Genomic DNA, 15,198 nt, shown 5'->3' on the forward strand with positions numbered 1-15,198 from the left:
CAAATAGCAGGGACGCTAAGCATCGCCATTATCAATGGCGATGATCAATTGAGTGAGCGGTGCGGTGTCCTTCAACATGCCCGGAATGCCTGCGGCCTCGTTGCATCCAGTGCAGCCCAAGCAGCGCATGATGAGGACCGTTCCCGGACGAAGTGCATCAACTTCTTGAACAATGTTTTCACGCTCGGGCTCCGACCAGGAATTCTTGCAGACGATGACACCCTTCACGTCCATGGACTTCAGAACGACCTTAACCATCGCTAGGCTGGTGGCCGCGACCAGTTCGATCCCATTCATATGCAGTTCTGATTGCGTCGCGCACAACTGCGCGGTTCGCCGGGTGATTGCGAGTACCTTCGTCTGTCCTGAGTCGATCATCTACTCACATTTTCTCCTGCTAAGTACGTTCTGCGCCACAGGGAAAATGCCCTATTGCCCTCGTTTTTTCTCTGAACCAGGCAGATCGGAAGTTGTGAACTAAGCCGCAAAGGTGTTTTCCTGGGCGGCGTTTGCCATCAAAATGGATATATGAAACGTTCCGGCACAGCCGATCTTCCCCTGCACGGAGGCCGCGTACCGGCCTGGCTCGGCGAAAGAATGACGAAGCTCGGAACCTTGATCGTTGAGCACATCGTGGCTTCTTACGGGCCCTCGGAAGTGCTCACGCGCATGAGCGATCCATTCTGGTTTCAAGCGCTCGGCTGTGTAATGGGAATGGACTGGCACTCCTCTGGCATCACGACCTCAGTGATGGGAGCACTCAAGCGCGGGCTCAATCCGCGAGTGGCAGACATAGGACTCTACGTTTGCGGAGGTCGCGGTCGCCACTCTCGGCGCACACCTGACGAGCTGCGGTCCTATTCCGAAAGCGTGGGATTGGATGGCGAAGCGTTGGCGCGTACCAGCCGTCTTACCGCACGCATCGACAACAACGCGATTGCTGATGGATTTCAGCTGTACCTGCACTCCTTCATCATCAGCAGTACAGGAGAGTGGGCCGTCGTGCAGCAGGGCATGAATGCCGACACGCATCTCGCGCGGCGTTACCACTGGCATTCTTCTGAGGTAAGGGACTTCACCTCGAACCCGCACGCCGCGATACTTGGCCAGCCGCAGGGCATCATCTTGAACCTAGTGGATTCCCGTGCTGCACAAGCACAGAACGCATTGCTGCAGATCGTGGAGGAACCGGTGGATGCTTCGCTCGCAGAGGTTCGCAAACTGACGATGCCTGCGCATCATGACGTTCGAGCCGAGGATGTAGATCTCAAGCGGCTCGGAGCGGTGCTGGCCGTAGCTCACGAGCAGGAGCTCCGCGATTTTGCATCACTTCTCCTGACGCCGGGATTGGGGCCGCGCACACTGCAGTCGCTGGCGCTGGTAGCCGAAATGGTGCATGGCGCGCCTAGCCGGTTTTCCGATCCTGCGAGGTTCTCATTTGCACACGGCGGCAAGGATGGGCATCCCTTCCCCGTGCCATTGAAGACCTATGACGAATCGATTTCAGTGTTGCGCAACGCGCTCGATAAAGCGCGGCTGGACCACTCCGAAAAGCGCGATGGATTCCGACGGCTCGATCGACTAACACGTGCGGTTGAAGAGCAGCGCGAACCGTTGGCGGACTTTGCGGCTGCCATCGCCCATGAACACGAAATATCCGCCTCGCTCGACGGCCGCACGGTCTTCGACCGAGACCCGAAACCCGGGAAACGGCCGCAACGCGCGTCTTTGCGGCAACTTTCTCTGTTTTGAAAACCGTCTCTTGCAAACGAACATTGTGCATGCGCCTGAACGGTTATAAAGTTGTCGAATCGTGATCATCAATCTCGCCCGGCGCGCACACAACCACAACTGGGAGCTGGACCCGATTACGCGGTCGCTCCTCGACACCGACTTTTACAAGCTGCTGATGCTGCAGTTCATCTGGAAGCACTTTCCGAAGACGCATGCGACGTTCGTCCTCAGCAGCCGCCCTGCAAGCGTGCAATTGCCTGAATTGATAGATGTCGATGAATTGCGTGAGCAACTGGAACATACGCGGCAACTGCGCTTCCATAAGTCCGAACTGATCTGGCTTGCGGGAAATACCTTCTACGGGAAGAGAGGGATTTTCGAACCTGATTTCCTGGAGTGGCTTGAGTACGACTTCCGGCTCTCGGACTACGAGCTATCGGTGGAAGATGGCAGGCTCACGCTGAGGTTCAGCGGACTGTGGACGGACACGTCCATGTGGGAGATATACGCGCTCGCTTCCGTAAGCGAGTTGCGGACTCGCGCCAGTCTCAAGCGCCTTAGCGAATTTGAACTCGACATCCTGTACGCGCGAGCAAAAACAAAGCTTTGGGAAAAGATGGCTCGGTTGCGTGGCGCGCCCGGGCTGCGTCTGAGCGATTTTGGGACACGACGTCGCCACAGCTTCTTGTGGCAGGAGTATGTTGTGAAAGCGATGAGCGATGTGCTTGGCAGCAGTTTCAGTGGCACATCCAATACTTATCTCGCATACAAGCACAACCTTGAAGCCATTGGCACGAACGCACACGAGTTGCCGATGGCTCTGGCGGCGCTCGCCAACAATGACGAAGAGCTGAAGGCTTCGCAGTACCATTTGCTTGACCTGTGGCAGCAGACTTACCAGGGAGAGTTGCTGATTATGCTGCCCGATACATTTGGTACGACGCAGTTCCTGCGCGACGCACCCGACTGGGTCGCAGACTGGACAGGCCAGCGCGCCGACAGCAAAGATCCGTTCCTAGCCGGAGACGAATACATTCAGTGGCTCGAATCGCGAGGTCGAGATCCACGCGAGAAGCTGTTTATCGCGTCCGACGCGCTCGATGTGCAGCAGATACTGAGCCTGCACGCCTACTTCGCGGGAACCATCCGCAATGGCTTCCTACCGGAGGACTTCACCAGCGCGGCCGATTTTGAGGACAGCAAAAAGTGGGATCCAGATCGCCGTATTCGTTTCAGCGCAGGATGGGGAACTCTGCTCACCAACGATTTCCGCGGCTGCAATCCTCGCGGTGATGACGGATTCAATCCCATCGGATTGGTCTGCAAGCTGAACGATGCCGATGGACGCCCTGCGGTAAAGCTCTCTGATAACTTCGAGAAAGCGCTGGGAGCGCCGAAGGAAGTTGAGCGTTATCAGCGTGTCTTCGGATTGGCTGGCGTCGCGCACGTTCCTATTATCGTGTAGCAAAATTCAGTTTCGTAGCTCTCGGCGATGCATCTGTTAACAGTGCGTGCACTGCGGTCATCGCAGGCGCGACACAAGGGGACAGAATGAGCTTACGAACCGAACTGACACAGCGACTCGGATTCCAACACCCAATCATTCAGGCACCACTAGCGGGAGGAGGAGACACTCCTGAGCTGGTGGCAGCCGTTTGCAACGCAGGCGGACTTGGGTTCATCGGCGCCGCCTACCTGACCCCGGAGCAGATTGCTAGCACCGCCGCCAAGGTGCGCGAGCGAACATCGCGCCCATTTGGCATCAATTTATTCGCTCCGCAGAGCACACCGCAAGCCACCATTCCTCAAACGATGCTCGACCGCCTTGCCCCATTCTTCGCTGAGGTGGGGCTTCCTGCTCCCGGGCAACCGAAGGCGCCGGAAGACGCATTCGAACAGCAGTTGGTCGCTGCGCTCGAGAGCGGCGCGTCGGCGTTCAGCTTTACACTCGGGCTTCTGCCATCGAAAGCTGTCGAGGCTATCAAGGCCCGCAAGATGTTTCTGATTGGAACTGCGACGACCGTGAATGAGGCAATCGCGATCGAGCGCTCAGGCGTGGATGCGATCGTGACTCAAGGACATGAAGCGGGCGGTCATCGCAGCACATTCTCCGGCGACTTCGCGCAAGGGATGATCGGCGGCATCTCTCTTGTGCCGCAAGTCGTGGACGCCGTGCGTGTGCCGGTAATCGCCTCAGGCGGCATCATGGATGGACGTGGAATTGTTGCTACGCTCGCGCTCGGAGCATCAGCTGTTCAAATGGGAACCGCGTTCCTCACGTGTAATGAGTCGGGAATTCCCAGCGCGTACAGGCAGGTGCTGTTGCATGCGACCGAAGACCGGACGAGGTTGACGCGAGCTTTTTCTGGGCGCCCGGCGCGGGGTGTGATTAACCGCTTCATGACGGATGTGGACGCGATGGGTGATGCGGCGATTCCGCCATTCCCGCTGCAAAATGCGCTCACGCGTCCGCTGCGCACAGCCGCAGCCAAGCAAGGACGAGCCGAATTCTTGTCCCTCTGGGCCGGGCAGGGATTACGGATGGCGCGTCAGCAATCAGCCGCGGAGTTGATTGAGAAACTGGTGCGCGAAGCCGAGGGCACTCTGGCAAGGTTGCAATCGAGTTCCAGCACGGTGCTCGCGTAGAAGAACCGACACAGGCCCGTCCATTGCGAATGGGCCTGTGTTTTCACGGCTTTTATGCGGCTATGCGGCCTGTACTTGCTTCACCTGCTGTTCAAGCGAATCCCACTCGGCATTGCTCAGCTTGATTTTGGCAGCGCCCATGTTCTCTTCCAGATGCTTGACGGAGGAAGTACCAGGAATCGGAAGCATGACTCGCGAACGATGGAGCAACCACGCCAGCGCCAGTTGAGCTACCGTGGCGTTGTGCTTCTTCGCTGCTTCATCGAGGACACCGCTGGGCTGCGCAAGTTTGCCCGCGGCAACCGGGAACCATGGGATGAAGGCAATGTTGTGCTTTTCGCAATATTGCAAAGTGTCTTCGTGCTGACGATCTCCAATATTGTAGAGATTCTGCACGCTGACGACGTTGATCATCTTGCGGGCGGCTTCGATTTCGGCGGGCTTCACCTCGCTGAGTCCGATGTGGCGAATCTTCCCTTCCTGCTGCATCTTTTTCAACTCGCCTAACTGCTCCGCGGCGGGCACCTTGGGATCGATCCGATGCAGCTGGTAAAGATCGATGCGATCGGTCCTCAACCGCCGCAGGCTCATCTCGAGACACTGGCGCAAATACTCCGGACGACCCACCGGATTCCACTTGTTCGGCCCAGAGCGGGTAAGTCCGCCCTTGGTCGCAATCACCAATCCCTTGTCGTAAGGAAAGAGCGTCTCGCCAATGAGGCGCTCGCTCACCTCGGGACCGTAAGAGTCCGCTGTATCAATGAAATTGACGCCTAATTCGACAGCACGCTTCAGAACGCGCTTGGCTTCGGCCGGGTCTTTGGGTTCGCCCCAGATGCCTTCGCCGGTTAAGCGCATTGCGCCATAGCCTAAGCGGTTCACAGTGAGGTCGCCGCCAATTGAAAACGTATCGCTCGCATTCACATTATTTGTAGCCATACTGATCAGATTGCGGGAGGTCGCGCCAGGACGGAAAAAGATGCGGAGCTCTGGATTATCGAGATTGCGGCACTTGGAGCAGAGCCGCTGAATACAGGACAACGCATCTCTTAGTTTTTCTTTACAAGAGAATAGCCCGCGACTCGCGCGGGCTTCTATGTGAGTTGCCTAGATTGCTAGCTTTGGAATCCAGGCAGGTTCATGCGCTTAGCGATGTGATCCTTGATCCAGTGTGCGTCCCACCACTCTTTCGGATCGATCTGCACGCCGTCCAACTGCATTGCGAAATGGATGTGATCGCCTCCGGCCATGCCGGTCATGCCGCTAAGTCCGAGCACCTGACCGCGCTTCACCTGGTCGCCTTCATGGACCGTGATCTGGCTCATATGGCCATAAATGGTCTGCAATCCGTAGCCGTGATCGACCACAACGCAGTTTCCGTAGATGCCGAGCGGAGCCGCATAAACCACCACGCCATCATTCGAAGCTTCGACACCGACATGCTGCGTCACCGCAAGATCGTAACCAAGATGCACCTGCTGATCGATCTGCTGACCCTTGTAGATGTAATGGCGAACATCGGCGAATGTCGCTTCGGAGGACGAGTGAGACTGGCGCGTGAAAGGCTGCGCGAAGAGGAAGTGATCGGCGGTTTTGAGGCGCAGGTCCGAAAGCGTCTTGTTGTTCGCACGACGCATCTCGTTGTTGATTTTTACAAAGCGCGCTACTGGATCTCCCGATCCGTTCGGGTCGAGTTCATTCACTACCTTCTGGATGAACTGATCGCTAATCTGGAGTTGGTGAACGGTGTACTTCGGTTGCTCCTTCTTAGGGAACTGAATCACCATGGGGCCGGTCGCGTCACTTCCTGTGCCGTTGGAGGCATAAACAACAGGAACGGTCGTCGCAGGCATATTCCAGGCAAAGGCAAACAGCGAGAACATTCCAGGCTTGCCGCCAGGCATGGGCCATGCCCGGAACGTCTGATCGCCGACGCGAACGCCAGCCTCGGTGTAGGTGCCAGAGACGTTCATTGTGACCATCTCCGCCATGCCCTGATAGAGGTAGTGCTGTTCTGAATCTGCCGAGACCATTGGCGGGCGCGTGATCACCATTACGTCACGCTCGGTGCGCGTCGTCTTGCGCATGAAGTCGTTGGACGTAGCCTCGAAAACCAGCTTTGCTTTGCCGTCCTTCAACTGCGGCGTAGTGTTGACGCCAGTAACGAAGCTCCACGTGCCGTCCTTCAGTTTCGAGGGCTGTGCAGCTTCCCACACGCGATACTGCGAGCCATTCTGCTCGACATAGGCGGCCAGTTTACGAATCCCGCGCTTATTGCGGACGTGCACTGAGATATTGGTAGACTGACCGATGGTGCTGACCGGAGTCTGAAGGTCCACAACAGGAGTTGCGGAGCGGCCAATCAGAATGGCGAGGGGCAGAATGACAATCAAAACGACGATGGCGAGAAGAATGACTTTTTTCACCCGATCATTGTAGCTCCCCAGAGAAGCTGCGTTCGATCAGGGGTTGAACCTAAATATGCTCCGCATGTGCCTGCGCCACACCTAAGCAAGCCGTTACATGCCTCGGATCACAAACCAACTGCACTGCTCCAGCATGTGCTCCGAAACATTGGCCCTGAGAAAACCATTTACAGGCAATCACATTCCTAAAGTTCCGGCGCGGAGGGAAGCAGATCAGAACCGCTGAACGGCAAGCAGAGCTGCCGTGTTGGGCACGTAATAAAGACTGGAGAACGATATGGCCACGGAACGTCTCGCAAACCGCTGGTTGATTGCTGTCGCAGCGGTCATCATGCAGCTATGCCTCGGAGCGGTTTACGGTTGGAGCGTTTTCGTAAAGCCGCTCGTCAACTCCGCACATTGGACGCTGACTCAGGTTTCGCTCACCTTTACGCTCGCGATTGTGTTCCTGGGGGTTGGTACTGTCATTGGAGGTCTGTGGCAAGACCGCGTGGGTCCGCGGATCGTCGCCAGTGTCGCCGGAGTGCTTTACGGTCTGGGATACATCATTGCCTCAATGGCGTCGGCAAGGAATTCGCTGTTGGGAATGTATCTTGGCTATGGGCTTGTGTCGGGCATTGGCATGGGAATGGGATACATCTGCCCTGTAGCTACGCTTGTCAAATGGTTTCCGGATAGACGAGGGTTGATGACCGGTGTGGCTGTATGCGGATATGGCGCGGGCGCACTGGTCATGAGCCCGATCGCGGCACGCATGATCCTGCAACGTGGCGTCCCTGCAACGTTCATGACGCTTGGTCTCGTGTACCTCGTTGTGGTCGTGCTAACGGCGCAGTTCTATCAGAACCCGCCGCAGGGTTGGCGTCCTGCCGGTTGGGAGCCACGCACCGCCGTTTCCAAGCAGGCATCGACTTACGATTTCACCGTAAAGGAAGCAATGTCCACACCGCAGTTCTGGCTGCTCTGGTTCATGCTCTTCCTCAATGTTTCCGCCGGAATCATGATTATCAGCCAGGCGTCTCCGATGGCGCAGCAGTTGGTGGGACTCACTCCTGTAACGGCCGCTGGAATTGTCGGCGTCATCTCGATCTTCAACGGTTTGGGGCGCGTGTTCTGGGCTGCGGTATCCGATTACCTTGGGCGTGCGCGAGTGTACTTCCTGCTCTACCTGATCCAGGTTGGTGTGTTCTTTGCGCTGCCGCACCTGCACACGGCTACACTCTTCACAATCGCTGTGGCCGTCGTGGGCCTGTGCTATGGAGGAGGCTTCGGCACGATGCCTTCATTCACTGCCGACTTCTTCGGCGCGAAATACATGGGTGGAATCTATGGCTGGATTCTGCTGGCATGGGGTGCGGGAGCTGTTCCTTCGCCGATCCTGATTGCCCGCGTGCGGCAGACCACGGGCAGCTACCAGACGGCAATCTATGTCATCGGCGTAGTAATGGTCTGCTCGCTGGTGCTGCCTTTAATAGCTAAGCGCCCGAAAGTGGAATCGGGCAAGACAGTGACCTTCCCGAAGCGCTCGGCGGCGTAGACGAAAAGGCCCGGCGGAACTTCTCTTCCGCCGGGCATGAGTAAGTTTCCGGCTATCTCGCAAAGTCGGATTCTCGAACCTTCCTCAACTCCTCCGCGCGATTGCGTTCACGGAAATCATTCAGCGCGAACTGCACAAACTCGGAAATCCTCGCCTTGAACACGTCAGAAGAGAACTGCAGAGAGTGTTCATGAATAACGGGCGGCGAAAAGCGGTGCTCGACTGATTCAAACTCGAGAATCGCATTCATCATGGCTTCGGTTGACTGCTCGTGAAAGAAGACGCCTGTAGGATTGTCCAGCGACAGGTCGCCAGACGAGATTCCTCGCACGGTCTCCAGTACACCGCCGGAGCCGTAAGCAATCACCGGCCGGCCAAAACTCTGCGCCTCCACCGGAACGATTCCGAAATCCTCTTCCCCGGGAAACAAGAGCGCGCGACACTGGGCAAGATTTTCGCGCAAGACGTCATCGCTCACCGTCCCAAGGAACTCGATTGTGGGACCGGCAATTTTGCGCACATCCTTGTAGCGAGGCCCTCCGCCGATGACACGCAAGCGCCGCCCGAGCCGGGTGCAGGCCTCGACCGCAAGATCGAAACGCTTGTAGTCCACCATGCGTCCTACGGCAAGGTAGTAGTCGCCTCGTCTGCCGCTAAGCTTTGCTTTGGCTGTATCGACCGGGGGATTTATCACGGTGCTCTCGCGCCCGTAGTATTTTCGAATCCGCGAAGCAATGAATTGTGAGTTCGCGACGAAATAGTCCACGCGCCCGGCACTCGCGACATCCCATATTCGCATGTAGTGCGCGGTTAGCGAAAAGATTGTTCCGACCAGCCCCCCCATGCCGCGACGGTACTCCGAATACATGTCCCAGATGTATCGCATAGGGGTGTGGCAATAGCAGATATGGCAGGTCTTCGAGGACGTGATGACACCCTTCGCGGGACCCGATTCCGAACTGATTACAAGGTCATAACCGCTCAGGTCAAATTGTTCGAGCGCCAGTGGCTGCAGAAATAGAAAATGCCGATGGAACCGAGTCGCCCCCGGAATCCATCGCAGAAACGAGGTGTGCAGCTTGTGTTTCCGCAGAACCGGCCCAAGCATCGCGCGATCGGCTACAAGCGTGAAGAGGTCGGCTTGAGGAAACACTTCGGCGAGCGCCTCCACGACCTTCTCGCCTCCACCACGCGATACAAACCAGTAATGAACGATGGCAACGCGGAGGTTGGAAAATGGAAATTCTTGCGAATTCAGAGGTTGCGACACGCCCGTATCCATCATCATAGAGATTGTGAATAGCTCATTTGCGGCTCAGGATGCCTTCAACCAGATTCACACCTTTGATCGTGCCCGGCAATTCGACGGTCAAAGATAGTAGAATTCCCGCTTGCCGTAAACGGAGACAACATTCTCTGCGTCCGGCCTGAATACCTGGGCAGTCACGCAGACTGAGACAACATGTCGCACAAGCTAAAAATCCTGCAGGGCTCGGCTTCCAACATGTTGAGAGTAGTGCTCTCGATGATGGTCGCCTTGGTGTTGCCTCCGCTGCTCGTTCATCGGCTATCGCCTCCTGAGTACAGCGCCTGGGTGCTGATTCTACAATGCAGCGCCTACATTGCGCTGCTCGACCTCGGATTACAGACCGCGATTGGAAAGTACGTCGCCGAATATGATGCACGTGGAGATCTCGGGGCAAGCGCTCGAACCCTTAGCAGCTCTTTTGCAATTCTGTGTGTGTCGGCGGCAATTGGAGCGGTGGTAATTGGCGTTATTACCTGGCGGGTGCCACAGCTCTTCCGGCAGATGCCCGTGTCACTGATTGCAGATCTGCGGGAAGGCGTCCTTGTGGTAGGACTTTCCGCCGCTATCGCACTGCCATTCAACTCATTTCTGGCGACGTTCACCGGACTTCAGCAGTACTGGTTTCCGACCGCAATTGCTCTTAGTAGCAAGCTGCTTTCCTCGGCTGTCTTGGTCGTTATGCTTCTGCTGCATGGCAAGCTTAACCAACTGATCTGGGCAGTCGGAATCTTCAACATACTGACCGCCTTGGGACAATATCTAGGCTGGAATAAGTACGTTCGTCATCGGGTGGATTTTTCCTTCAAGCTGATCGAGCCGAAGTCAGCGCTGCGTTTGGCGCGCTTCGGCGGCATACTCTCGCTATGGTCGGTGGCATATCTGTTTGTAAGCGGACTGGATATGGTGATCGTCGGCCACTACGACTACAAAAACACGGGCTACTACGGAATTGCCACCTCGGCTACGAATTTCATCCTCATGGTGATCGGAAGTGTGTTCAGCCCGCTTTTGCCGGCCATCGCCTCGCTGCAGACCTCGCGAACTCCGGCCGACATTGGGGCAGTAACCATAAAGATTACGAGGTATTGCATTCTGCTAATGTGTGCTCTTGGACTGCCGCTTCTGATCGGAGCGTACCCTGTCCTGAGGCTCTGGGTTGGACACGATTATGCGCTGAATAGTGCAGTTTTTCTCCAGGTCATGGTTCTGGGCAACGTGATCCGTACGGTTGGCTATCCATATTCCTTGGTGGTAGTTGCGACCGCAAAACAACATCTGGCCACAATTGCAGCGGTAGCGGAGGCCGCCGTAAATATCAGTTTGAGCATCTACTTAGTTCAGAGGGTCGGAGCGTTGGGCGTTGCCCTTGGAACCTTGGCAGGGGCATTCGTGAGTGTGGGTGTTCACATAGCGTTGAGTATGAAGCTCACGCGTTCCGCTATCCTCGTGTCGCGGCGCTCCTTCATTGTGAAAGGAATCCTGCGGCCGTTTCTATGCGTCATTCCGACGGTTCTCATTCTGCCGTTTTGGAGAAGATATGAACTGCTTCCGATGAATCCATCGGTTGTTGCCGTGTGGATGCTCGCAACTTTACTGATTGGGTGGTTCATAGGACTGACATCGAACGAACGATCCGAACTTAGAGCCAACCTGTTACGGATCGCGCGTATGCGCCCGGCTCGAGAAGATGTTCCGGCCGGGCCAGTGTAGCTCCATCCCTAGCGTGAGGTAATTGAGTGCAAGTCGAATATCTTAAATCGCTTGTCAGCAGCGCATTCAAGCCGAAGGTCCCAGTTCTTCGTTATGTTCCAGAAAAACGTCAGCAGCCACCGCGAATGTTGCAGGTGGACTCGGCATGGAAAGGCATTGAGAGCGTACTCGGCGACCTGATTACGAGGTTCCACATTGGGCGGCAACGCTGTCTTGAGTTCGGCGTTGAGTTCGGATACTCGACCGCAGCCCTCTCCTGCTTCTTCGAATCCGTGACCGGAGTGGACACCTTTGTTGGAGACATTCACACAACCAGCCGCCGCGACGTGTACGAGGAAACGAAACAACGCCTCTCGCCCTATCCCAATATCAAGCTGGTGCGCAGCGACTACCGCGACTGGATCGCCGAGGATGACACGCACTACGACCTGATTCACGTCGATATCGTCCACACCTACACGGATACCTTCGCCTGCGGCCTCTGGAGCGCCATGCACTCGAATTGCGTGTTATTCCACGACACCGAAAGTTATAACAGGGTGCGGAGAGCGGTTATAGACATCTCTCGGGCTTCAGGGAAAAAGTTCTACAACTTCAAGGAAAGTAATGGGCTGGGGATCCTGGTTTGATCAACTCCGGTATCGACGTCCGCAGCAAAAAGACGACTTCGTCTGGTGAGTTCAGCGTTTGCGCTGTGATCGTTACCTACCACCCGAGCGCCGCCATGATTACGAACATGGCGAAAGTACGCAGCCAGGCGCAAGGGTTGGTGGTGGTGGACAATGGCTCTACATCTGAGGAAGTCGGGATGCTGCGTACCGCAAGCCAGTCTCTTGGCTTTCATTTGATTGAAAACCGGGAGAACCTGGGCATCGCTGAAGCCCTCAACCAGGGAGTGCGATTTGCCCGCGGCGAGGCTTACCCGTGGGTTATTCTTTTCGATCAGGACAGTCGCATAACTGACGGCTTCATCGAGCGAATGTTTGCGACATGGCAAGTTCATCCCAATCGGGAGCGCGTTTGCTCGTTGCATCCCAGCTATGTGCAGCCTGAATCCGGAATCGAACCGGTGTTTGCCCGCACGAGCGATGGCAGCCCCGTCACTTCAATGACCTCTGGCGCGCTCATGCCCACATGGGTATTCGATAAGATCGGGTACTTCGCCTCCGAGTATTTCATCGACCTGGTGGACGCCGAGTACAGCTTGCGCATACGCGCTGCCGGATACCTTATTGCTGATTCCCGCGACGCCGTGCTCCTCCATTCCGCTGGGCATCCGGTCAGGTTCTCGGTACTCGGATTCAAGTTTCAGCCGAGCAATCACAATGCTATCCGGCGTTACTACATTTCTCGAAATCGGGTCGTCGTATATAGAAAGTACTTCTGGAAGTTTCCGAGATGGGTGCTGCATTCCTTCTCTCAGTCGGTACGGGAGACCATCAAGTGCTTCATCGCTGAGCCGGACCGCACACGAAAAATTCGTAATTTCTTACTCGGGACTTGGGACGGGCTTACTGGGAGAATGGGGAAACGCGAGGACCTATGAACCCTTCGGTCCACTCATCTAGCGCCACTGAATCCCGCATCAACTTACGCTCCTCCGCGCAAACAGCACCCATGCCGCGCGTTTCTTGCATTCTGCTCAACTGGAATGGATGGCAGGACACGATCAAGTGTCTGGATGCATTACGCGAATGCGACTATGCACAGCTCACCGTCATCGTGGTTGACAATGCCTCTACCAACGACTCGGTTGCCAGAATTCGCCAAGCCTACCCCGATGTTCTGCTGCTCGAAAGCAAGGCAAACCTAGGCTTCGCCGGAGGCAATAACATCGGCATTCGCCACGCGCTGGGTGGCGGTGCCGACTACATCTGGCTGCTGAACAACGATACTGAGCCCGCTCCTAATGCGCTTGCTGCGCTGATAGCCAAGGCGCAATCAGATCCGCGAATTGGAGCTGTGGGGTCCGTCTGCTATTACGCCGACCGTCCCTCATCGGTGCAGGCATGGGCAGGTGGACGCGTGAATCTCTGGATTGGCTACCTGTTCAACAGCACCAAGCCCCATCCGGATGACTGGTTCGAAACGCTGAATGGCGCGAGCATGCTCATTGCGCGCTCCGCGATTGAGGAAGCGGGGCTGCTCGATGAAAGCTTCTTTCTCTACTGGGAAGACGCAGAGTTCAGCCTGCGAGTTCGTAAGCGGGGATGGAAACTTGCCGCTGCCCCAGAGTCTCGCGTGTTGCACAAGGTGAATTCGAGTACCAGCGGCGACAATCAGGTACTCACCAGATATTCAACGGCTTCGGGCTTACGGCTATTGCAGCTTCACTCGTCAGCCCCTTGGATATCGAAGGTCCTGTTCGTCACAATTCGCTTTATGCGCCGTCTGCTGCGATTGGATTTTGCCGGTTGCCGAAGCGTTCTGGCCGGAGTGGTGGATTATTGTAAGGTGGCTCCTGTGTCTCATAACATGCGTTGATTCAGCGCAAGGAGAGAAAAAGGTTGCGAATACCGGGACGGCCAAAAACGTCGGAGTTGCAGATCGAAGATTTCTTCGACCTTCCCGCGTATCGAATGCTGGCATTTGCGGTGCTTGTCTTCTGCATTCTCGCTTTGGTGGATGGACTCTCGTCGCAGGTGCAAATGGCCTTGCTCGGTGGACGCGTGCCGGTAACGAGTTCCATCATCCGATTCGCATTTCTATTCATTCCTGTGCTCGGAGCGTTTGTCTTTCCCGCGATTCGGAAGACCGAGCTTCCGATGCGCATGTGGTTGCTATGTATCGCGTTTCTGCTGGCCGATGCTCCGCACCTGATTCTCGCCTGTGGCATGACGGTGAAAGAAGCGTTTATGTCCTACAGCGATTACTACCTCCTGTTGCTGATGGGACCCGCATTACTCGCCTTCAGCGGAGCAATTTCGGAACGCGTCATCATTCGGGTTATCGCGACACTTCTCATCATCTGCGCCGTCATTGGGTTGGCACAATTCGTCACAGGCCGACCTCTGCTGCCCACGGAAAGCATCGACGGCAGATTTGAAGTCAACAGCTCGAACTTCTTTGAAGAAATCCGAGGGTTCAGCCTTTTCACCTCAGGACTTGGCTTTGGACTGTTCTGCGCGATCAGTGGAGCTCTGGGCATTGCCATGATGCGCGATTCACGGCTGAAGGGCTCGCTGATCTTTCTGATTTCCGCCGCCGCTTGCTTCTCCACGCTCACCCGGTTGTGCTATCTCGTGTTCCTATGCGCTTGTCTGTATGCTGTAATCCTGACTTATGGAAGAAGCGCAAGACGCGGGCTGCTGCTCCCCTTCCTGTACTTCATCATGGGCATTGCCACAATCTTCATGGGCTCGGGATTGCCGATTTCAGGCGGCTCAAGCGGATCAGGCAGCCTGCAGGACTCAGGATCGCTGTTGATGCGACTGGAGGAGTGGGCATATTACTCGGGGCTCATACTCCGCTCCGATTGGAGCGAGAAGTTGCTGGGCTTGGGGACAGTGCTTACAAAGAAGAACACGCTTCCCATAGACAATGTGCCACTCGCTCTGGCGTTGCACGTGGGATTCATCGGACTGGTCTTGTTCGGTGTTCTTATGTTCCAGGTGTGGCTCTACCTTCGTCGTGAGGCAATTTCCACGAGACAACCCTTCATCATCGCCGCCGCCAGCCTCTGGTCCACGCTACTCTGCGCAGGAATCTTCAACATAGTACTGATCCCGTTTGGCGCTGTGTTTACGCTTGTGATCCTCTGTGACAGGAAGCCATCTGAGTCAGACGAATCATTCGTTGAGCCTTCGGCGGTGCAAGAGAACGTTTATATCTGAGGT

Annotated in this window: 13 protein-coding genes; 9 read left to right on the plus strand and 4 right to left on the minus strand. The window is 56.0% G+C overall.

Going from position 1 to position 15,198, the window contains the following annotated elements; translation table 11 throughout:
• Positions 1 to 15: 15 nt before the first annotated feature.
• Positions 16 to 378: a hypothetical protein gene (locus AC6IY8_RS10115; RefSeq protein ID WP_497774320.1), complete on the minus strand. Its 363-nt coding sequence runs from the start codon at positions 376 to 378 to the stop codon at positions 16 to 18.
• A 150-nt stretch (positions 379 to 528) separates the two neighbouring features.
• Between AC6IY8_RS10115 and AC6IY8_RS10120 the strand changes: the two genes are divergently transcribed.
• The 3 genes from AC6IY8_RS10120 to AC6IY8_RS10130 all read left to right on the plus strand — a co-directional run bounded on the left by AC6IY8_RS10120 (position 529) and on the right by AC6IY8_RS10130 (position 4,380).
• Entirely contained in the window at positions 529 to 1,752 is a 1,224-nt protein-coding gene (locus AC6IY8_RS10120; RefSeq protein ID WP_497774321.1) for a DUF763 domain-containing protein, read from the plus strand.
• A gap of 61 nt (positions 1,753 to 1,813) precedes the next feature.
• Entirely contained in the window at positions 1,814 to 3,199 is a 1,386-nt protein-coding gene (locus AC6IY8_RS10125) for a nicotinate phosphoribosyltransferase (RefSeq protein WP_497774322.1), read from the plus strand.
• Positions 3,200 to 3,285: 86 nt separating this feature from the next.
• Positions 3,286 to 4,380, plus strand: coding sequence for an NAD(P)H-dependent flavin oxidoreductase (locus AC6IY8_RS10130; RefSeq protein WP_497774323.1), 1,095 nt, complete (start codon positions 3,286 to 3,288; stop codon positions 4,378 to 4,380).
• Between the two features lie 60 nt (positions 4,381 to 4,440).
• Here the strand turns inward: AC6IY8_RS10130 and AC6IY8_RS10135 are convergent, their stop codons facing one another.
• On the minus strand, positions 4,441 to 5,319 hold the full coding sequence (locus AC6IY8_RS10135) for an aldo/keto reductase (protein ID WP_497778622.1): 879 nt from the start codon (positions 5,317 to 5,319) through the stop codon (positions 4,441 to 4,443).
• 176 nt (positions 5,320 to 5,495) lie between these two features.
• Entirely contained in the window at positions 5,496 to 6,806 is a 1,311-nt protein-coding gene (locus AC6IY8_RS10140) for a M23 family metallopeptidase (protein ID WP_497774324.1), read from the minus strand.
• 277 nt (positions 6,807 to 7,083) lie between these two features.
• Between AC6IY8_RS10140 and AC6IY8_RS10145 the strand changes: the two genes are divergently transcribed.
• On the plus strand, positions 7,084 to 8,343 hold the full coding sequence (locus AC6IY8_RS10145; protein WP_497774325.1) for an L-lactate MFS transporter: 1,260 nt from the start codon (positions 7,084 to 7,086) through the stop codon (positions 8,341 to 8,343).
• 52 nt (positions 8,344 to 8,395) lie between these two features.
• Here AC6IY8_RS10145 and AC6IY8_RS10150 read toward each other — a convergent pair whose 3' ends face one another.
• Positions 8,396 to 9,613 (minus strand): glycosyltransferase, encoded by a 1,218-nt coding sequence (locus AC6IY8_RS10150; RefSeq protein WP_497774326.1) that lies wholly within the window; start codon positions 9,611 to 9,613, stop codon positions 8,396 to 8,398.
• A 192-nt stretch (positions 9,614 to 9,805) separates the two neighbouring features.
• Between AC6IY8_RS10150 and AC6IY8_RS10155 the strand changes: the two genes are divergently transcribed.
• The 5 genes from AC6IY8_RS10155 (at position 9,806) to AC6IY8_RS10175 (ending at position 15,195) form a co-directional block, all read left to right on the plus strand.
• Entirely contained in the window at positions 9,806 to 11,362 is a 1,557-nt protein-coding gene (locus tag AC6IY8_RS10155) for a lipopolysaccharide biosynthesis protein (protein WP_497774327.1), read from the plus strand.
• Between the two features lie 26 nt (positions 11,363 to 11,388).
• Entirely contained in the window at positions 11,389 to 11,991 is a 603-nt protein-coding gene (locus AC6IY8_RS10160) for a class I SAM-dependent methyltransferase (protein WP_497774328.1), read from the plus strand.
• Positions 11,988 to 12,908, plus strand: a complete 921-nt coding sequence (locus tag AC6IY8_RS10165; protein WP_497774329.1) for a glycosyltransferase family 2 protein — start codon at positions 11,988 to 11,990, stop codon at positions 12,906 to 12,908. Before AC6IY8_RS10160 ends, AC6IY8_RS10165 begins: the two co-directional genes overlap by 4 nt.
• 71 nt (positions 12,909 to 12,979) lie before the next feature.
• Complete coding sequence (locus AC6IY8_RS10170; RefSeq protein ID WP_497774330.1) at positions 12,980 to 13,846, plus strand: glycosyltransferase family 2 protein; 867 nt, start codon at positions 12,980 to 12,982, stop codon at positions 13,844 to 13,846.
• Positions 13,847 to 13,869: 23 nt separating this feature from the next.
• The gene (locus tag AC6IY8_RS10175; protein WP_497774331.1) at positions 13,870 to 15,195 is read left to right on the plus strand and encodes a hypothetical protein; all 1,326 of its coding nucleotides are present in this window, start codon (positions 13,870 to 13,872) and stop codon (positions 15,193 to 15,195) included.
• Positions 15,196 to 15,198: the final 3 nt, after the last annotated feature.

It is taken from the genome of Koromonas soli (genome assembly GCF_059726265.1).